Source organism: Rhodanobacter aciditrophus (assembly GCF_042679525.1).
GTDB classification, from domain to species: Bacteria; Pseudomonadota; Gammaproteobacteria; order Pseudomonadales; family Marinomonadaceae; genus Marinomonas; species Marinomonas aciditrophus.
On record NZ_JBHTMN010000007.1, the window covers coordinates 512678 to 532251 of the forward strand.

15 protein-coding genes are annotated in these 19574 nt (G+C 47.3%); 4 read left to right on the top strand and 11 right to left on the bottom strand.

Going from position 1 to position 19574, the window contains the following annotated elements; genetic code table 11:
• Positions 1–44: 44 nt before the first annotated feature.
• The 7 genes from ACFQ45_RS07755 to ACFQ45_RS07785 form a co-directional block, all read right to left on the bottom strand.
• Complete coding sequence (locus ACFQ45_RS07755) at positions 45–380, bottom strand: DUF4870 family protein (RefSeq protein WP_377366434.1); 336 nt, start codon at positions 378–380, stop codon at positions 45–47.
• Positions 381–452: 72 nt separating this feature from the next.
• Entirely contained in the window at positions 453–1982 is a 1530-nt protein-coding gene (locus ACFQ45_RS07760; protein WP_377366435.1) for a chemotaxis protein CheW, read from the bottom strand.
• Positions 1975–4782: a PAS domain S-box protein gene (locus ACFQ45_RS07765; RefSeq protein WP_377366436.1), complete on the bottom strand. Its 2808-nt coding sequence runs from the start codon at positions 4780–4782 to the stop codon at positions 1975–1977. Before ACFQ45_RS07765 ends, ACFQ45_RS07760 begins: the two co-directional genes overlap by 8 nt.
• 244 nt (positions 4783–5026) lie before the next feature.
• Entirely contained in the window at positions 5027–5680 is a 654-nt protein-coding gene (locus ACFQ45_RS07770) for a TIGR02466 family protein (protein ID WP_377366437.1), read from the bottom strand.
• Positions 5681–5762: 82 nt separating this feature from the next.
• Entirely contained in the window at positions 5763–6371 is a 609-nt protein-coding gene (locus ACFQ45_RS07775; RefSeq protein WP_377366438.1) for a LysE family translocator, read from the bottom strand.
• A 146-nt stretch (positions 6372–6517) separates the two neighbouring features.
• The gene (locus ACFQ45_RS07780) at positions 6518–7111 is read right to left on the bottom strand and encodes a LysE family translocator (protein WP_377366439.1); all 594 of its coding nucleotides are present in this window, start codon (positions 7109–7111) and stop codon (positions 6518–6520) included.
• A gap of 54 nt (positions 7112–7165) precedes the next feature.
• On the bottom strand, positions 7166–7993 hold the full coding sequence (locus ACFQ45_RS07785; RefSeq protein WP_377366440.1) for an AraC family transcriptional regulator: 828 nt from the start codon (positions 7991–7993) through the stop codon (positions 7166–7168).
• 150 nt (positions 7994–8143) lie between these two features.
• Here ACFQ45_RS07785 and ACFQ45_RS07790 point away from each other — a divergent pair, with 150 nt between their 5' ends.
• Both ACFQ45_RS07790 and ACFQ45_RS07795 read left to right on the top strand, forming a co-directional pair.
• Complete coding sequence (locus ACFQ45_RS07790; protein WP_377366441.1) at positions 8144–10066, top strand: RecQ family ATP-dependent DNA helicase; 1923 nt, start codon at positions 8144–8146, stop codon at positions 10064–10066.
• A gap of 49 nt (positions 10067–10115) precedes the next feature.
• Entirely contained in the window at positions 10116–11366 is a 1251-nt protein-coding gene (locus ACFQ45_RS07795; RefSeq protein WP_377366442.1) for a DEAD/DEAH box helicase, read from the top strand.
• 16 nt (positions 11367–11382) lie between these two features.
• Here ACFQ45_RS07795 and ACFQ45_RS07800 read toward each other — a convergent pair whose 3' ends face one another.
• Positions 11383–11766: a SpoIIAA family protein gene (locus ACFQ45_RS07800; RefSeq protein ID WP_377366443.1), complete on the bottom strand. Its 384-nt coding sequence runs from the start codon at positions 11764–11766 to the stop codon at positions 11383–11385.
• 244 nt (positions 11767–12010) lie between these two features.
• Positions 12011–13297, bottom strand: a complete 1287-nt coding sequence (gene fucP, locus ACFQ45_RS07805) for an L-fucose:H+ symporter permease (RefSeq protein WP_377366444.1) — start codon at positions 13295–13297, stop codon at positions 12011–12013.
• Positions 13298–13583: 286 nt separating this feature from the next.
• Between fucP and ACFQ45_RS07810 the strand changes: the two genes are divergently transcribed.
• Both ACFQ45_RS07810 and ACFQ45_RS07815 read left to right on the top strand, forming a co-directional pair.
• Positions 13584–13901, top strand: a complete 318-nt coding sequence (locus ACFQ45_RS07810) for a hypothetical protein (RefSeq protein WP_377366445.1) — start codon at positions 13584–13586, stop codon at positions 13899–13901.
• A gap of 288 nt (positions 13902–14189) precedes the next feature.
• The gene (locus ACFQ45_RS07815; protein WP_377366446.1) at positions 14190–16145 is read left to right on the top strand and encodes a methyl-accepting chemotaxis protein; all 1956 of its coding nucleotides are present in this window, start codon (positions 14190–14192) and stop codon (positions 16143–16145) included.
• Positions 16146–16234: 89 nt separating this feature from the next.
• Here ACFQ45_RS07815 and ACFQ45_RS07820 read toward each other — a convergent pair whose 3' ends face one another.
• The gene (locus tag ACFQ45_RS07820; RefSeq protein WP_377366447.1) at positions 16235–17233 is read right to left on the bottom strand and encodes a branched-chain amino acid aminotransferase; all 999 of its coding nucleotides are present in this window, start codon (positions 17231–17233) and stop codon (positions 16235–16237) included.
• A 259-nt stretch (positions 17234–17492) separates the two neighbouring features.
• Positions 17493–19142 (bottom strand): BCCT family transporter, encoded by a 1650-nt coding sequence (locus ACFQ45_RS07825; protein WP_377366448.1) that lies wholly within the window; start codon positions 19140–19142, stop codon positions 17493–17495.
• Between the last annotated feature and the right edge of the window lie 432 nt (positions 19143–19574).

The window sequence follows — 19574 nt, forward strand, 5'->3', positions numbered from 1 at the left end:
GTGATTAAAAAAGCGCGCCGATTGGCGCGCTTTTTTGTGTCTGGTTAGAAGTTTTCGTAAGGTAGGTTTGATGTCAGTCGAGCCAAGCCTTTAAATAACTTGATCACAGACCAGATCCAAACCCCCAATAAAATAAAGTAGCCAATCACAAACAGGGCTAAGACTACGCCGACGATGCTCAGGCCAATACCCCACCAAAAGATCGAGATCATGTTGCGGTAGTGATCTTCAAACAGAGTGCCTTTCGCGTCCCTTGCTTTAGCCATGGCCCACACGGCGCCAATTACCCAAAAGATGCCTGTGAACAAACCGAAGACCATCAGCAAGTAGGCGATGAGTGCTTGGGTTTTTGCCTGTTCGTCTCGTTCCGTCATCATCATATGAGAGTTACTCCAATTCGACTACGCAACCAAAGGCTATCATGAGAGAGTCTTTTTACCCAAAGTAAGTCGCTATTTATGCACCACAGTATTGATCGATTCTACAGTCTCCAAATAACTAGGGTTAAGACAGCTTAAATAAACTTTTCTGTTATTTTTTCGAGTCAAATAATAGCTTAAGTGGCGGTTGTGACGTTGCTCAGTATTATCCTGGGCTTCGTCTCCGACCAGCGGAACTGCATCACATATATCGACCAAATCATCTACTAAGATCGCGCGGTTCCCTGCAGGGGTGCGAATGATGACAATTCGTTGGTTGATTGGGATTTCTTCATAACGCTCATCTTCGTCTAAATCCTCAAAGTTAAGGCCGAACAAAGTCTCCATATCGTAGAGCAGTAATGATGCCCCTTCATGTTGGAAGACCCCTAATACATTTTCATCGGGGACTGGAATCAGAGGGATATTTGCCATTTTTATTTCGACGATGTCAGTCAAACGCATGCTAAACGTAGTCTTTCGACGAAAAACTAATAGCGTTTCCTTTTGCGAAGTGATTTCTTCAGAAAACATATTCGAGCCAAATTCATGGTCTTTCGCTTGCGTCGAACGGCACATCTTTGAAATCCCTATTACCGTAGGGTGAGTACGCAATGTGTCTACATCCAAATTGAGCAGTAAAGACTCATCTGGAGTGGCTGAGTTGGGTTTACCAATAGAACTGAGCCATTGCTTTCCTTTGAAGTCCTCCTCTGGCAGATCTACAAACGTTTCATCTGGAATAGACACGATATTCAATATATCGTCCACCAAGAAAGCTACGGTATGTTCTTCTGAGGTTTTAAGGGTGATAGCAGGGCCTGATTGTCGTGGTTTATCTAGACTACTTTTACCGAACAATAATAACTGTAAGTCAATTACAGGCACGTACTCCTCAAGATAAACTACTTCTCCTAAGATGATGTCTGCATTGATTTTGGAGGGTGAGAGTTGCCTAACTTGAATAGTTGCATTGACCTTATCGGATTCGATCGTGATCGGTGCTCCCCCCATTTTCATTAAAAAGTATGACGATGTCAGACTTACTTGGGAGTTATTTGTCTTGCCATGATCCAATACGGGGGCAGCTACCGTTGCCATTGGTAAGTCATTGCGTGAGAACAACCAGTCGGTGTTTACGATCACGCTGTCTTTATTCAGTTCTGGTACAAACAGAGTGCCATGAATCAGCTGGTTATCACAGTTTGTAAAATAACTGGGAGGAGCTGCATTATGTTCGGTTAGAGAGATAACTTCACTGATCGTTAAGCCAATACATAAGTCACCCCGGGATAGGATCAGCAACGCATTGGTGGTCTGTTCATCCTCGCTAATAGTCGATCCAGTTAATATATGAGTATGCAAAACGGGAATGCTTTGTTCTCTAACCCGAATGGTGCCAGCGACCACTGGGTTTGCACCTAACATGGGTGTTAAGTGATGAGCTGGCAAAACCTCTCGAATTGTTTCAGCTGGAACACTAAACAAGTGTTTGGCAAATTCAAAAATACCAAACACTGTGTCGACTCTGTCGATTGTGTTGCTGGCAGCAGTGTTAACCATTGTCAGAAACCACTGAAGCTAGTTGTTGCAAGGTACTGTGGACATCTGAGGTAATATTTCGCTGTATTTGCTGTGACGATTCAAAGGCTTTTATTAAGTTGCGAGTCTCGGTTACATTCCAGACGATGGTTTGGAATGCAGAGCTGGCTTCTTCACTGATGTTCGAGCCTTGCTGAATACTTGATTTAATCTCCTTCACAAGGCTGTAAATTTGCTCCGCTGCTTGTGAAGATTCTTCTGCTAAACGTCGTACCTCACTTGCTACGACAGAAAAGCCGACGCCATGAACGCCTGCTCTAGAGGCTTCAACAGCGGCATTAAAGGCTAACAGATTGGTCTGACTGGAAATTTCTCGAATATGGGTCACGATCTCAGAGATGTTTTCATACGCTCCTTTTACTGAGGACCAAGATTCCCCAATCTCATTAATCAATTTTTCACCATGTTCAGCGCTGTTCTGCGTATTTTGTGATGCAATTGCGGCTTCGCTTAACTGTTTTGCTGACGACTCTAGGGTGTTGAAAACATTGGTAACGTTATCACTCATGTTCTTCGTCTCATCAATGATGAGGTTTTGCAGCGCCATCTCTTGAGTGATGTCGTATGCAATTTTGATGATCTTACTGACATTACCATTCAGATCATAAATAGGGTTGTAAGAGGCCTGAATCCAGACATCGCGATTAAACTTGCCAAGGCGATGGAAGCGGCCACTGATAGGCTTGCCTTCACTCAAATTGAGCCAGAATGAACGGTATTCGTCCGAGCGAACATATTCTCCACTGCAGAAAATGGAGTGATGGTGGCCTTGGATTTCTTTCAACGTATAGCCCATCGCGCTAAGGAAGTTATAATTCGCTGTTAGGACATTGCCTTCTAGGTCAAACTCAATGGTCGCTAAGCTCTTATCGATTGACTCAACCTTGGCCTCGTACTCCGCCGAAATCAATTTATGGCGCGTTATGTCTTTGGCGAATTTAACGACTTTTTTGATTTTGCCATTCAGGTCGAAGACTGGATTGTAGGTGCCGTGAATCCAAATCTCTTGGCCGGTTTTAGTGATACGTTTGAATTCACCGCTGTAATATTCTCCCCGACCAAGCTCACGCCAGAAATTGGTGTACTCTTGGCTCTCAGCGATATCTTTTGGCACAAACATCCTATGATGTTGATCTTTGATTTCGCTGAGCTCATATTGCAGCGTGTTTAGGAAGTTGTCGTTTGCACGAATAACGTGGCCATCAGGCGTGAATTCAATGACGGCATCTGAGCGCTCGATGGCATTCATTTTGCCTTCGATTTCTAAGAAGAGCTGCTTCTCATGTGAAACATCTTGACCTAGAACTAAGACACTTTCGACATGACCATTACTATCAGGTAATGGTTGGAAAGTGGCCTTGAACCACACTTCATTACCTTGCTTGTCGAGTCGGCGGATCTCACGGTTGATGACTTTGCCTAATTTAAGGTTGCGCCAATCTTCTTGATAACGATTACTCTCAACAGTGGCTGATGCCATCAGTGATGTTTCTTCCATCGCTTCAAGTTCTGCCACGGGATAGCCTAGGGTCTCGGCAAACTTTCTATTAGCACGGATAATTTGATGATCGAGGTCTAGCTCCCAAACGCAATTATTAGAGTTAATAGCGCTATAAAGTGTGTCTGCACGTGCTTTAAGGCGTTCATTCGCCGTAATATCAGAACAGAATTTTACAACCTTGTAGACTTTGCCATTTACGTTACGGATAGGGGTGTAAGTACCTTGAATGAAAACGGTTTGCCCTTCGCTGTTGTAACGCTTGAATTGACCTTCTTTAGCGTGCCCACGAGCGAGTTCCTTCCAGAATGAAATGTAACTGTCTGAGATGGCTTCTTCACGAGAGACGAACATAGAATGATATTGACCGATCACCTGACTTTGTTCGTACTTCATTGTAGTTAAAAAGTTGTCGTTGGCTTTTAGAATACGACCATCTGGTGTGAACTCTACTACGGCTTGGGTATTGTTGATGGCGTTGAGCTTTTCTTCACGATCGATCTCTATTTCTTTTTGCTGAGTGATATCGAAACAGATCTTGATGACTTTGGTCACTTCTCCATGTGGTCCATGGACAGGTAGGTACATGCCAAATAGCCACAAACGTTCGCCGTTGGCATTTATTCTAGGGAAGGTTCCTGAGTAGCTCATGCCTAGAGATCGCTGCTTCCAAAACTCTGCGTACTCTCGTGATGCTGCAGTTTCTTCATCCACGAACATACGGTGATGTGCGCCTTGTACTTCTTTTCGAGAGTAGCCAACGCTGCTAAGAAACAAGTTATTGGCATCGATAATGGAGCCATCGGGGGAAAACTTAATCATTGGTATGTTATCGAGCATACTTTTCACAGCATTTTCGGCTTCGTACATAGAGCGCAGCCCGAACTCTGAAAACTGACCAATCAGAGCGAACTGATCGTTATCACAGGTGACGAGTTGTCCTTTGAATGACAACAAATCAGCCCCTTCTGCAAAGCTTATAAAAGTGTCACATGTAAGAGATTCTTTTAAATCTTCAAAGTGATTCCCTTTCACACAGACCATAACATCATCGAAAAATAGAGGTTGGTCTTTTAGCTCTTGTGGTTTTTTTCCTAAGAAGCGTGCAAAAGCGTCGTCTGCTTCTATGAGTAGTCCTTCTCCTGTGAAAGTGGCAACTCCCAAGTTTGCTTTCATCATGCTGACAAAACGTTGAATGACAGATTTTTCAGATAGAATTGAGTGTACTTCGGGATTGAGAATGTCTTCTAATTGGTGACTCATGTTCACATGTCCTGTTGTATGCAGAAGCAGCCTAGATGCTTTAGTAAAAACTAATGTTTTAATTGCCAACTAGTTAAAGACAAGATGCCGTAATTGTCAGGGTGAGTTTGATTAACTCTTGTTGCGCTATGTTAAGAGCTGTAATAGGGGTGTTATTTTGTAACTGGCGGGTAGCGAAAATGTTTGAACGTCATAGGTCTGCCCTTTTGACAGATCTATGACATTGTTCAAAAAAGAGAGTGGACTAATCTAATTCGATTACGCAATTAAACGCCACCACCACGCGATCCTTTTGTCCAAAGTAGGGCAACGCAGAATGTTTCAGATAAGAAGGGAAAATCACCACTTGGCCTTCTGTAGGGGCAAAGTCCCAAAAGCCTTGATTGCCTAAATAGGCGGTGCCAGGGTCGGCGTAGTGTTCCGCATTCACTCTTGGATCGTAAAACCGGTTGATACCATTGCGCTGATCTAACGTGGCGTCTCCCGGTTCTAGGTAATAGATGCCACACCATGAGCAGTTAGGATGGGAATGGGCGTCATGGTAGCCGCCGTTTTGGGTAATGTGATACCAAGATTCAATCGCATGGGCGTAGGCGGTGACATCTTCTGGCCAATGGGCGTGATTCACTTCTCCGGCCACGTCTACTACGATTTCTTCCAGTATACGACGCAGCTCCATTACTTCGGGTACTTCTGCGTCGAGATAGTCTAGCTGGCTTTCAAACAGCTTGTGCTTGGCGAGTACCGCCACTTGGCTGTCTACCTCACTCGCCTGTTGAGCTTGGCACTGGTAAATATGTGCCAGCAGGGCATCTTTTAAAAACTCATGATCTGCCAACTGGGCGACAAACAGAGGGGTTGTCCATGCGTCAATGGCTTCAATGGTTGGGCTGTTCATGTGCAAAAAAATGCCTCAAAAGTCGTTCAACAATTGAGGCATTGTAACAGAGAACTCGAGTAACGGATTCCCTGGGAGAGGGTTACTTGATGATGAGCAGTACCGTACTGGCCGTGGCAAGGCCCATCAAAAGGTTAAAAACTCGGCGTCGTTTAGGGTTGTTCAAATAACGGCGAATGGCCATGCCACCCCATGCCCATAAACAGATGGCTGGGCCGCCCATCAAGGCAAATAAAATAATGATCCAAACCCCAGATTGCACATACAGGTCACCAGCGATGGAAAAAGATGTGATACAGCCGATGGTCATCATCCAGGCTTTGGGATTCACGTACTGGAATAACACGGCTTGCCACCAACGCATGGGGCGATGGTTTGGGTCCTTGGCGCTGATTTCATCTGTCGGAGCACTGCCAAGCTTCCAAGCGAGCCACAGTAAATACACGCTACCGACGACTTTTAAAATGTCGTGCGCCGGAGGCCAGAGGATAAAAATAGTGCCAAGCCCCGCCAATACTGAGGTCAACAAACACGCCATACCCAATACAATACCTAAAATATGCGGGATGGTACGGACGAAACCAAAGTGTGCACCGGACGCTAAGAGCATCATGTTGTTGGGGCCGGGGGTGACCGATGTGATGAAAGCAAAGGTCGCCACGGCGAGGTAAAACGAGCTGTCTAAAAACATAGGGGGCCCCTCAGTGGGTGGTGTCAGAATGGATAATGTAACGGGGTTTTCCTAGCTCGTTTAGGGACACTTGCTATGGTTTTTTGCCATACAGAAAAGGATCTATGCATCTGTATGGCAATCTGCATGGTGGGTTGTATGGAAGATCACATCACCACACTATCAAAAATGAACTGCAGGGCGATGTACCCCAGCATGACCCCCATTAATCGGTTGATCCAGAGAATACGGTTGCCTGATAGAGCCGCTGTCTTAAAGCGAGATCCGAGTAACCAATAGGTGGTCGGAGCCCCTGCCGCCAGAGAGCTCAGCAAAATAGACCAGAGAGCGATACTCGGCCCCACGATATGGGCATTAGGAAACTGTATGGTAACAACGGGTAAGATCACGATCAGCGCCTTAGGGTTACTTAATTGCATGATTAAGCCACTGAGGAAGGTCAACTTGGAGCCCTCTTCCTGATTGACTTTAGGGCTTGGTCGGGAGCGTAAGATCTTAACCGCCAGATACAACAAATACAGCCCGCCGAGCAAACCGACCACTCGCTGCAAATGGGGTGAAACGATGGCTTCCCCTAAATAGCCGATCAACAAAAACAGCAGGCACATGGCGACCCCAACCCCCAGACAAAATTGCAAAGTCCGCCAGCCTTCACCTTTGACACCCGCGAGCAGAGTCAGCAGGTTTACTGGGCCTGGGGTATACATGATAGATAATGAGAACAACAGAATTTCGAGCATAGGGTGTCCCTCTTGAGCCTCGTGGGCAGAGTCGGTTGGATTCGTTAGGTAAGGTTATCGTTGCGCTAGAAAGCGCTGATATTGGCGCGGCGTGGTGCCAAAGATCGGCTTAAAGCGACGGTTGAAGTGGCTCACGTCATTAAAGCCAAACGACATGGCAACGTCCTGTACAGACTTGCCTGACAGCAAGGCTTGTCGTGCTTTATTGATACGACCATTGAGCCAAAACTGATACGGAGTCATGCCAAAGTGCTGTTTAAAATGACGCAGCAGGTGAAACTTAGACATGTGAACCGCCTGACTGAGATCGTCCAGAGAGATCTCTTTGTCTAGGTTGTCATAAAGATAGTCCCGTGCCCGCAGCAAGAGGATGTCCCGTTGCTTATTGGGGGTTAAAGGAGCGATTCCGTCAAAGCGGGCCAGCTGCTCTGCAAATTCAAACATGGCAGACGTGTAGGCAAAGGTGCTGGTGTCCTCATCCTTCACCAAGTTTGCCAATTGCAGAATCTGATGGCGTAGCAAAGGGTCTTCTAGTACAGGTGTCCCAATGCGGAACTGCTCTGCTTGTCTAACACCGACTGCGTCTAAAAACGGTGCTAATTGGTTTGGGTGCACATAGAGCATTTGGTAGCGCAAGGTGTCGTCACTGCCGGACTCCCCATCGTGGGCATCGTCTGGGTTAAACACCAGTACGTTCCCCGGATAGCTGTGGCGCTGCTCCCCTTGGGTAAAGAAATCTTGGCGGCCTGCTAAGGTGACACCAAAGGAGAACTCTTCGTGGGCATGGCGGCCGTAAGAAAAGTCAGTCATAGATGCGCTCAGCAACATTACACCGTCAACGGCTTGGCTGGTGGCAAATTGAAACTGATTGTCTTTCGGCATGATCACCTCAGTGCAAATAGAACCCTTGAGTAAGGATTAAACTCTAACCCAGTAAAGTAAAGAAAGATTGGATGAAATTGCGCAATGCTTTGCCCATTGGTGTTAGAACCGAGAGAATAGGGGAGCTATCGATTGACCACAAGGATATACATGACAACTTTGCAGCGTACGCTTTACGACTACTTTGGTTTTGACCAGTTTCGCGAAGGCCAGCAACACACCATTGAGCAACTGTTGCAGGGGCAGTCCTCCTTGGCGGTGTTTCCCACGGGCTCTGGCAAATCCTTGTGTTATCAATTGACTGCTACTCAATTAGCTCACTTAACCTTGGTGATATCCCCCCTGATTGCCCTGATGCATGATCAGCTGGCGTTTTTACAAAGTAAGGGAATCGCCAGTGCCAGCTTGGACTCCACGCAAAGCAAAGAAGAAAGTCAGCAGGTGATGCAGCAAGTGCGTAATGGCGAGATCAAAATCCTAATGATCTCTGTTGAGCGTTTTAAAAACGAACGCTTTCGTCGTTTTATTCAAGGGGTGCCTATTTCCATGTTGGTGGTGGACGAAGCCCACTGTATTTCTGAGTGGGGGCATAATTTCCGCCCCGATTATTTGAAACTGCCCCAGTACCAACAAGAGCTACAAATCCCATTGGTGCTATTGCTCACCGCCACTGCCACCCGTCGGGTGCAAAAAGACATGGCGTTGAAGTTTCAAATCGCCCCAGAGAACATAGTGCAGACGGGTTTTTATCGTCAGAATTTGGACATTGACCTCATCACTGCCCAAGGCCAAGACAAACAGGCTTTGCTGCGCCAAGTACTGAATGACACACAAGGGGCGGGCATAGTGTATGTGACGCAACAAAAGACCGCTGACGACTTGGCAGCCAGTCTTCAGCAGAGCGGTTATTCTGCAGTGTCCTACCACGCGGGGCTTGGCAACGAGGTTCGCGCCGCCATTCAAAACGATTTTATGGCTGGGCAGACCCGCATCATAGTAGCGACCATTGCGTTTGGGATGGGCATCGACAAATCGGACATTCGCTTTGTGGTCCATTATGACCTACCGAAATCCATCGAAAACTACAGCCAAGAGATTGGTCGGGCGGGACGAGATGGTTTGCCAAGTCGCTGTGTGATGTTGGCGAGCCTAGAGGGGCTTCATGTTCTGGAGAACTTTGTCTATGGAGATACCCCCGAGCCCCATGCCATTCAAACCTTGCTGCAAGAAATGGCTGACAACACTGTCCATGGGGAATGGGAAACCCAAGCCTATGGCTTATCCCAGCTCACGAATATTCGGGCCCTGCCCTTAAAGACGCTGCTGGTACAACTGGAGTTGGCGGGGGCCATTGTGCCGCGCTACAGCTACTACAGCGATGTAAAACTCAAATGGAATCAAAGCCTTGAACAGATTGCTCAGTCTTTATCAGCAGAGCATCACACAACACTCCAAAAGGTGGCACAACAAACCCACTTTAAAAAAGTATGGGGCGTGCCGGACTTCGAGCGCTTGCACCAGCAAGGTATCGAGCGAGGCATGGCCTTAAGTTTACTAGAGCATTTGGCGGATCGAGATCTGATTGCCCTAGAAACCAAAGGCCTTACAGAAGTGTACGGAGTACAGGTTGAAAAACTGACGCCAGTGTTGGCTGAAGAACTGCAAGCCTATGTCACCCAAAAAGAAACGTCAGAAATCGAACGTATCGCGACCATGATTCGCTTCTTCGAACTGGGTCGTTGCTTAAATCATAACTTAGCTCGCTACTTCGGTGATCAACAGGCCCCAGAGCAGTGTGGTCACTGTTCTGTCTGCCGAGGGGAAGTGCTGACCTTGAAACAACAGGAAGACGACACCTCTCTTGATGATCTCAACACTGACCTGCAAGGAGCCAAACTCTGGTTATTGCAAAAGCTGCCATCAGAGCAAGTGACGCCAGTATTGTTAGCTCGATTCATGGCGGGTTTAACGCAACCTGTGTTCACCAAACTCAAAGCCCGACAGCAGCCAAGCTTCGCCAAATATGAGAACGTGGCGTACAAAACCTTATTAAACCAAGCAGAAAAACTGTGAAATGATACACTAGCACCGTCTTAGTTTATTGCTCTTACGGTGCTTGTTTATGAGTTTTTCTACCCTTGGTTTGCACGCTGATTTGCTGTCTATTTTGGACCGTCTTGGCTACCAAAATCCTACGCCGATTCAGCAGGCGGCGATCCCAGATGTGTTGGCTGGGCACGATGTGATGGCGGGGGCGCAAACGGGCACAGGTAAAACGGCAGCCTTTGCTTTGCCTTTGATTCAGCGACATCTGACTCGTGCTGACATAGAGAAAAGCATTCGTGTGTTAGTGCTTACTCCGACGCGAGAACTTGCACAGCAGGTCCACCAAAGCTTTGTCTCCTACAGCCAAGGGCTTCAGTTGAATGCCGTCGTGGCTTACGGCGGTGCCAGTATTAATCCGCAAATCGAAGCTCTGAATGCTGGCTGTGATGTGCTGGTAGCAACCCCAGGTCGTCTATTAGAACTGGCTATGAAAGAGCTGATTGATCTCACCACGGTTGAGACCTTGGTACTGGATGAAGCGGATCGCATGCTGGATATGGGGTTCATTATCGACATTGAACGTATCCTGAAGCGCTTACCTGACACACGCCAAACCCTATTCTTTTCGGCCACTTTTAACGATGAGGTGTTTGCCCTCAGCAAAACTCTGTTAAACCAGCCTAAGCTGATCGAAGTTGCGGAGCGCAACGCCACTGCCGCTAAGGTAGAGCAGCGTATCTACGAGGTTGATAACAAGCGCAAAGCGGGCTTGGTGGCCTATTTAATTGGTTCTAAAAACTGGCAGCAAGTACTGATCTTTACTCGTACCAAGCAAGCGGTTGATGAGCTGGCGAAAGAGTTAGCAAAAGACGGTATTAGCGCCGCAGCCGTTCACGGGGATAAATCCCAAGGTGCCCGTGATAGGGGGTTGGAAGAGTTCAAAACTGGACAGGTGCGGGCCTTGGTTGCCACTGACGTGGCGGCTCGGGGGTTGGACATTCAACAGCTGCAATACGTGATTAACTATGAGTTGCCCTACAACGCGGAAGACTACATTCACCGTATCGGTCGAACGGGACGAGCGGGTAAAGAGGGCTTAGCCGTGTCCCTCGTATCCCATAAAGAGAAGTATCTACTGGCGGACATCGAAAAACTGACTGGGGAGCATTTTGTGCCTCAGTGGATGGAAGGGTTTGAGCCGAATCCCATGGCGCAAGAAGACGCTAGCAGTTCTAAACGTAAACCTTCTAAAAAAGCCCTACGGGCGAAGGCCCTTGGCCAAAGTGGTGGCGGCAAACCGAGAAGCGGCAAGCCCCGCCGACGCTAATCCCAACAAGGCATGACTAAGCCGCCAATACCCAATCGGCAGCTTGGTCTTTTTGCTGGAAAACCTTTAGGTTTGAGGAGATCAGCCAACTGGTCGCGCGGATCAAAAAGTTGTGCCAGTGGTTGTGGCCCACAATGGCAATGCGGTTGAATTCGGAGCCAATTCTCAAACCGTGCAAGAGCTCATTCCAAGCGCTTCTGGCGCTGACACTTTTTAATTCACTCAGATCTACCAATAAAGCGATGTTAGCCGATGGAATGGCGTACACCGCTGTGTCCATCATCTGGGAAAGCTTTTTAAAATCTTGGCGGCTAGGGTGACCCGACGGCTTCATGTTGAGAACCAAGGTATCTTGGTGGCGCTGGACATTCAGTGAAATGTTGTTGGCTTGATTTGTCATAAGGCCCTCCCCGTCATTCGTAACGTTAATTAAGTCCTTATAAGGTAAAGCAAAACTCAGGTTAGGAAAGTTGATTAGCTGCGTAACGATTGTAAGGTCACACTGATACTCTTAACGTTCTGGCCGGACTTGGTAGGAAATGGGGATGAATTTTCAGCCCATGTTGGTAAATCATCAAGAGGATAAAGAGGGTGTCAAAGATGAGGTGCAAAGCGCTGCTTAGGTGCAGCGCTTTGCCAAAGGCTTAGTCTTGGATGTTGCGAATCGCAAACACACCATAGCCAGCAACCACTAAGAAGCAGGCAGCGGGAACCAGATAAGATAGGCTAGCGCTCTGGGTATCGATTACAGCCCCTTGAACCATAGGCATAATAGCGCCGCCAAGGATCGCCATGACCAATCCTGCTGAGCCAAACTTAGTGTCTTTACCTAGGCCATTTAAGGCAATGCCGTAAATGGTAGGGAACATTAAGGACAAACAAGCAGAGATACCAACAATCGCCCACACGCCAGTGATATCAGACACTTGGGAAGCGTATACGCACAACAAGGTGCCAGCGAAGCCCAGAGTGGCCAGCAAAATAGTGGGACGGAACACACCAATCAGCCAGGTCATTACAAAGCGCGAAATCAAAAACAAGATCAGGCTGTACTGTAAGTAATCCGAAGCACTGGCTTCGGTGCCGCCAATGGCTTCTTGAACGTATTGAATTGTGTAGGTCCAGACACAGGTTTGCGCCGCCACATTGAAAAACTGTGCCACCACGCCCCAACGGTATTGTGGCAATTTAATGAGGCGTTTAAGGGTGGCGAGAAAGCCATCGTGCTGCTCTTGTTCATCACTGACACCTGCGTTTTCAGCACGGGGAACTTTGACAAAGGCAATCAGCAACCAGATTACCAACAACACCAGCGCCATGCCCACATAGGGCGTCATAACTGCCTGCAGCTCAGCTGCACGGACTGCGTTGAGTGCCTCTTGAGTCATGGCTGCACGCTGCTCTGCGGTGGCCGTGTTCAAATTCGGTAGGATCAATACGGCCGCCAAGAAGACCCCGATATTGGTGCCTACAGGGTTAAAGGCTTGTGCCAAGTTCAAGCGGCGGGTGGCATTATGACGGGGCCCCATGGCCATAACAAACGGGTTTGCTGAGGTTTCTAGGATCGACATCCCCGCAGCCATAATAAACAGCGCAGCTAAGAAGAAACCATAGCTCATGGAAATGCTAGCAGGATAAAACGCTAAAGCCCCTAGACAGGCTAAGCCTAACCCTGTCAGTACGCCTGTCTTATAGGAAAATCGAACATTGATGAAAGCGGCAGGCAGAGCCAAACAGAAGTAAGCGCCATAATAGGCAAATTGCACTAGGGCAGATTGCAAATTCGTCATGGTAAAGATCTTGCTGAAGACTTTAACCAAGGGGTCGGTCATGTTGGCTGCTACACCCCAAGCGGCAAAGCAGGTGATCAAAAGGATAAATGCCAAACGCATGTTGGCATACACAAACGGTTTTGATTCGTTTTGATGCATAAATCTGGTCTCTGTGAAAATGCTATTTTTATAGTAAGCCGAGATATTCGAGGAGAGCTGTCAAGGCACAGTAGCCAGCCAGATTAGAGTGGGAATGCTGATAGAAAATTAACGGGAGATTCTAAGAGTGCACATAATGAGTAAAAAAAGCATATAAAGCCCTCCTTAATTCATGGTGGTCACCCCAAAAGATGTTTTATGAAGCACTCAAAGGAGAGTAAAAAATCGCGGCAAATTTTCGGCTTCCGGCTATGCTCAAATAAACAATAAAAACGGAGTACTTGTTATGAAGTTCGGACTGGTCGATCGACAAGGTTATGTTCCAGATTTAAATTACGGCGCATCAGGTCAAGAACTGGCGTGTTTTGTCCCTCCTGATTACCCTTTCACACAGGTTTCTTATCAAAACGGCGAAGGCGAAGTGCTGGTGGATGGCCACACTTGGCGATTCATTTTTACTCAAGAAGGCATAGGCGTTGAGCTGATGGCCGGCATTGTCACCCTCAAAGAAGCAGACAAGTTTTTGCATGACATCAAATCCCACATTTGGGGCTCCAGTCACCAGCAGGTGCAAATTTTCATTTCTGGTGTCGCACCAGACTAATCTTGTTATAGGTGGAAGGCTAATCGACGATTATTTAATTCGATCGTCGATTTTCTTTGTTGCTTTTTTTAGTTTGTGATAAATGTAACTTATAAGAAATTTTGTCGGCACATCAAGCAGGTAAGCATAACCTAGCCGGGTGGCTCACAAGGTTTCTCTGCAATACACAAACCAACTTAGGTTTACATGGAATGTTTTCATGATGTTTCAACCGTAGGTGGCGTGCAGCCAAGTTGAATAATGTTGTCGAGTGTTGAAAACAAGCTGTGTAACTAACGAGGTTTTCATATGACGGTACGTGCGAAAATAATCGCTCTTGTTGCGGCTGGGGTGATTCTCCCTGTGCTGATTATCTCTATTCTATTTGTGAGCTCTGTGCGTTCTGATGCGGTGAATAAGTTTGCTCAGCAGGCGGAATCTGAAGTGGGCCATGTGGATGCATTGTTTTCCATGTATTTGAATGGATTAGCCGAAGATGCGGCCTTTTTTGCTCGCTCTGATGTGCTCAAACAACTGACCCCTGGCAGCATTGAAAGCTACGCCAAACAAAAAGCCAAACAGATGACCCCTGAGTCGAATTCCCCCCAAGAGCAGGCGGCGTTCTCATTATTTGATGACTTTGGCAAAACCCATCCTGACCTTGCCTACATTTGGTTAGGCACCAATGACGAAGGTTACTTGCAGTACCCACTTGGCAAGAGTGCAGACAATTACACCCCATCAGAAAAAGGTTGGTATAAGCAGTCGATTAATGCCAAAACCCCAGTACGTATTCCGGCTTACCGAGACACCTTCACAGGGGCGCCACTGGTGGACTACCTGCAACGTTTTGAAGGCAAAAACGGTCTCTATGGGGTCGTAGGTGTCGATGTGACCTTGCAGAAATTGACGGAGCTACTTGCGGATGTGAAGTTTGGTGGCGAAGGCTATGTGGTCATGGTGGAGGACACCAATACCATCTTGGCAGACCCAATGGATCCTGAGAATAACTTTAAAAACATCAGTGACGCATCCCGTCCTTACGCGTCTTTGGGAAGTGACAGTGCCATTCAAACCATGATGTACAACGGTGAAGAGTGGTTCGCTAAGGTGTACACGTCACCAGAACTGGGATGGAAGTTTATTGGCCTGATTCCAAGCAGTGTGGTGTATGCTCAAGCAAATAACCTGATCATGATGACCGTCATTGTTGGTGTCATCATGGTGGCTATCTTCGTTTTGATAGGCTCCATATTAGCGGGTGTGGTGCTGCGCCCGGTACGAGATATGGCCGATCGATTGACGGCGATTAGCCAAGGTGACGGTGATTTGACCCAGCGCCTTGAGGCGAACAGCAAAGACGAATCCGGCCAGATGGCGGAAGCCTTCAACCGATTTGTGGCCTCCATTGATGATATTGTCGGTCATACTAAGCAGTCTTGTGGACAGATCAGCAAGGTGGCCAACGAGTCGGAAAGTCTGTCTTCAAACCTCAGCAATATCGTAGCAAAACAAGCCAGTTCAGTGGATCATTTGTCTGCCGCTTTCAATGAAATGGTGGCGACCGCCAATGAAGTAGCCTCTAATTGTACGTCCGCGGCCGCGTCGGCAGAGGACAGTGAAAAACACGTTCAATCGGGTAACAAGCTGATTCAGCAGACGATGGACTCGTTGAAAAATCTAGAAACTGAGTTAAACAGCTCCAATGAGTCCATGACCACCTTGTCCCAAGAGTCTGACAACATTGTGGGGATTCTAGACACCATTAAAGCCATTGCTGAGCAAACGAACTTGCTAGCCTTGAACGCAGCCATTGAGGCAGCACGAGCAGGGGAACAAGGTCGAGGCTTTGCCGTGGTAGCTGATGAAGTTCGTACCTTGGCAGGCCGTACGGCGGAATCGACGGATGAAATCGATAAACTGCTGACCCGTTTGCAACAGCAAACCCAATTGGTGGCCGGTAAGATGTCTAACAGTGTCAGCGTGGCACACAGTTCTGTGGATTTAGCGTCCCAGACCTATGTGGTGTTTGAGCAGATTCTTGAATCGGTGCAAACCATCAAAGACATGATGATTCAAATCAGCGCCTCTGCGGAAGAGCAACATTTGGTGGCAGAGGAGATCAACAACAATGTGTTGGTGATCCATAACGGTTCTAGCGAATCCAATGACTTGTCTTCTCAAGTGTCTCACACTGCGGCCGCATTGAATGAATTGTCCAGTGAGCTACAAGCCATGGTGACGCATTTCAAGTCCAGTAAATAAGCTCGGCTTGGATATTTGATATTAGCCATTAGCTATAAAAAAGCCCCGCTCTGAGCGGGGCTTTTTCGTGGTGATTGACCGATTCAGCCTTAGGCGATACGAGTCAACCAACCGTGTGTATCAGGTGCTTTACCCCATTGGATGTCGTTTAGGGCTTGGCGAAGTTTTTGTGCCATTGGACCAATTTCACCATTGCCTACTTTCACGTCTTTACCGTTATGAATGAAGGTGCCAACAGACGTTAGTACCGCAGCTGTACCAGACAGCATGGCTTCGACACCTGGTTTAGCAGCGCGTTCTAGTAGCTCTTCTACAGACACTTCACGCTCAGACACCGTCATACCTAGGTCTTTCGCGATTTGTAGGATACTGGAGCGGGTCACACCGTGTAGGAAGCTAGAATCCAATGCCTTAGTGATGATTTCGTTGCCATCTACTAACAGGAAGTTTGCGGCACCGGTTTCGGTGATGTAGCCGTTAGGGCAGAACAAAACTTGGTCTGCTTGGAATTTTTCTTTCGCTTCTAGGGTTGGAGCCAACGCGCTGGCGTAGTTACCGCCGCTTTTGATCATTCCCATGTGCGGTGCACAGCGTTGTCCTGTTTCATCTAGCAGAAGACGCAATGCACGCGCGCCGCCTGCGAAGTAGTCACCCACAGGAGATAGAAGGATGTAAACCATAGACGAATCGGATGGCGCTGCGGCTTTACCCACAGCAGCTTCGGTACCGATATGAGTCGGACGAATGTACATAGAACCTGGAGGCGTAGGTACGTCCGCAGCGTATTCTTTTACGATGTCGACGATCATATTAGACACTTGGTCTTTGTCGACTTTTGGAAGAGACAATAGCTCACTGCTTTGGGCGAAGCGGTTGACGTTTTGGTCCATTCGGAAGACATGCACGCTGCCGTCTTCGTGACGGAATGCTTTCAAGCCTTCAAAACAAGTGCTTGAGTAATGCAAGACGTGCGCACCTGGGTGAAGAGAGATGCTGTCTGATGCAACGATCTGAGTGTCAGACCATTTGTTATCTTCGAATGTTGCTAATGCCATTTTCGGCATAAACACGCTACCAAAAGCCGCCATTATTGTTTCCTACTGAGTTGATAAAAGAATACCTAGAGGTAAGTTGGGTTAAGTTTGGGCAGGCTCGAGTGGATGTCCAAATCTTAAGATAACGATACTAAAACAGATTGGGTTTCTAAGAAAGCCGCATTCGCCGTTTAACGGGGGCTTGCTGAGAATTATCAAAATTGATCGCGCCTAGATTTGAGATCAAAAAAATCCCCTAACCGGCGTTTTCCGGCTAGGGGATTTTCTATAAATTGCTCAGTAAGTGATTGGCTTAGCTGGCATTTTGTACTTGAGAGATATAATGGTCAGTACGGTTGGTGTTTTTTAATGGTGCCAACTCAGTGACATGTAAATCTTCATGGTCAGCTTTAAGGGCTTTCACCAAACTCCACATCATTAAAAACATGATGAAGGCAAACGGTAGACCCGCTGCAAGAGAGGCGGTTTGCAGGGCCTTCAAGCCACCTGCGAGCAGCAATACGGCAGCAACTGCACCTTGACCCATACCCCAGAAAATACGGTAGCTATGTGGCGGCTCATTGCTACCCATACTCACTAAGGTTGTGATCACTAGGGTACCCGAGTCCGAAGACGTGACGAAGTAAGTAATGATCAATACGATAGAGATCAAAGCGACGATGTTAGTAAGCAAGCCTAAATCAAGCTGCTCGATCACCACGAACAAAGGTTTTGAGATATTCTCGTTCACGGCATTCATTACCGCGCCAGTACCGAAGCCACCGTCTGCAAACAGCTCCATGTACATACCTGTGCCACCAAAGATCGACATCCAGAAGAAGGTCACTAAGGTTGGTACTAACAAGACCCCTAGACAGAATTCACGGATCGTACGACCACGGGATACACGGGCAATGAACATACCGACAAATGGTGCCCAAGCAATCCACCACCCCCAGTAGAACACTGTCCACCAGCCTTGCCATTGACCTTCAGGATCAGGATCGACCCAGAAGCCCATAGGGATGAAGTTAGCAACGTATTCCCCTACGTTTGTCACGAAGAAGCCCAGTAAGAAGACCGTTGGGCCTGCGACCAAGAACACTGTGATTAAAATCACCGACAGCCACATGTTCATTTCAGATAAGATCTTGATGCCTTTGCCTACCCCTGTCACAGCAGAAACGGTTGCGACGACCGAGACAACACCAATGATCCATACCTGTGACGTAGTACCGATGGGCACATCGAATAAGTAATTAAGGCCCGCGTTAATTTGACCGGCCCCTAAGCCCAGAGTGGTCGCGACACCAAATACCGTACCAAACACCGCTAGGATGTCGGCAATGTGTCCGCGCCAGCCAAAGATTTCATCCCCAAACAATGGGTATAGGGCGGAGCGAATCGTCAGGGGTAAGTTATGACGGAAGGTGAAGTAGGCTAACGCCAACCCAACGATCACATAAACGGCCCAGCCATGGAGTCCCCAATGTAAGAAAGTCACCTGCATGGCCGTGTAAGCCCCTGCCATGGTATTCGCAGTCCCTTCCGCTAAAAATGGATTGCTCTGAATGTGGTACATAGGCTCGGCAATGGACCAAAACAGTAAGCCGATACCCATACCAGCGCCGAACAGCATGGAGAACCAAGAGAAATAGCTGAATTCAGGACGCTCATCTTTACGACCTAAGCGGATATTGCCGTATTTAGACGTCATCAACCAAAAGATAAAAAGGATGAAAATACACATGGACGCTATGTAGAACCAATCCAAAGTGCTTTGAATCCAGTTTTGCATGCCGCTAAAAATGCTACCGGCTAGTTCAACGTCAGAAATGGTAAACAGAACGAATGCGAGAATGACGAACTTGGATAGCATCGCCATGGGTGGGTTTACATCACGGAATAGACCCTGATCGGCGACTATCACGTAATCCGTATCAGAATGCTTAGAATTAGCCATTGGTGTCCCTCATGTCATAGTTATGTACACAAAGTATGCAAATTTCATGGGGCAGTAAACTGACTAAGAAATAATGAAAGCCATTAGTTAAGCTTATATTTAAAGGTTCTAAAGTAGTTGTACCCCTTAAGTCTTGTGGGCTAAAGCGACGTTTCCCTACCGGTCAATGACTAATATTTAAGAGTGAGAGTTTAGTTAGATAATTTTTTAATTGTCTGAAATTTATACACATTTTTAACGAATTATTAGGTGTTTATCATAGCTGTACTTATTTTGATCAGCTGTAACCCTGATGCATGGAGTCTCTCAAAAGTTAACGTCTCTCCTCTTGTGGTTGATAGTATTTTGCCTGCTTATAGTGTTATTTTGCGTTTTTTGCTGCATGAGAACAGATTGCTTACATGGGTAAAGTGACGCGTATAGGCAATTGAG

Excerpts from the sequence above, each read along its gene's own strand:
- ACFQ45_RS07755 (WP_377366434.1), bottom strand. The coding sequence starts at position 380 with ATGATGATGACGGAACGAGACGAACAGGCAAAAACCCAAGCACTCATC.
- ACFQ45_RS07760 (WP_377366435.1), bottom strand. The coding sequence starts at position 1,982 with ATGGTTAACACTGCTGCCAGCAACACAATCGACAGAGTCGACACAGTG.
- ACFQ45_RS07765 (WP_377366436.1), bottom strand. The coding sequence starts at position 4,782 with ATGAGTCACCAATTAGAAGACATTCTCAATCCCGAAGTACACTCAATT.
- ACFQ45_RS07770 (WP_377366437.1), bottom strand. The coding sequence starts at position 5,680 with ATGAACAGCCCAACCATTGAAGCCATTGACGCATGGACAACCCCTCTG.
- ACFQ45_RS07775 (WP_377366438.1), bottom strand. The coding sequence starts at position 6,371 with ATGTTTTTAGACAGCTCGTTTTACCTCGCCGTGGCGACCTTTGCTTTC.
- ACFQ45_RS07780 (WP_377366439.1), bottom strand. The coding sequence starts at position 7,111 with ATGCTCGAAATTCTGTTGTTCTCATTATCTATCATGTATACCCCAGGC.
- ACFQ45_RS07785 (WP_377366440.1), bottom strand. The coding sequence starts at position 7,993 with ATGCCGAAAGACAATCAGTTTCAATTTGCCACCAGCCAAGCCGTTGAC.
- ACFQ45_RS07790 (WP_377366441.1), top strand. The coding sequence starts at position 8,144 with ATGACAACTTTGCAGCGTACGCTTTACGACTACTTTGGTTTTGACCAG.
- ACFQ45_RS07795 (WP_377366442.1), top strand. The coding sequence starts at position 10,116 with ATGAGTTTTTCTACCCTTGGTTTGCACGCTGATTTGCTGTCTATTTTG.
- ACFQ45_RS07800 (WP_377366443.1), bottom strand. The coding sequence starts at position 11,766 with ATGACAAATCAAGCCAACAACATTTCACTGAATGTCCAGCGCCACCAA.
- fucP (WP_377366444.1), bottom strand. The coding sequence starts at position 13,297 with ATGCATCAAAACGAATCAAAACCGTTTGTGTATGCCAACATGCGTTTG.
- ACFQ45_RS07810 (WP_377366445.1), top strand. The coding sequence starts at position 13,584 with ATGAAGTTCGGACTGGTCGATCGACAAGGTTATGTTCCAGATTTAAAT.
- ACFQ45_RS07815 (WP_377366446.1), top strand. The coding sequence starts at position 14,190 with ATGACGGTACGTGCGAAAATAATCGCTCTTGTTGCGGCTGGGGTGATT.
- ACFQ45_RS07820 (WP_377366447.1), bottom strand. The coding sequence starts at position 17,233 with ATGGCGGCTTTTGGTAGCGTGTTTATGCCGAAAATGGCATTAGCAACA.
- ACFQ45_RS07825 (WP_377366448.1), bottom strand. The coding sequence starts at position 19,142 with ATGGCTAATTCTAAGCATTCTGATACGGATTACGTGATAGTCGCCGAT.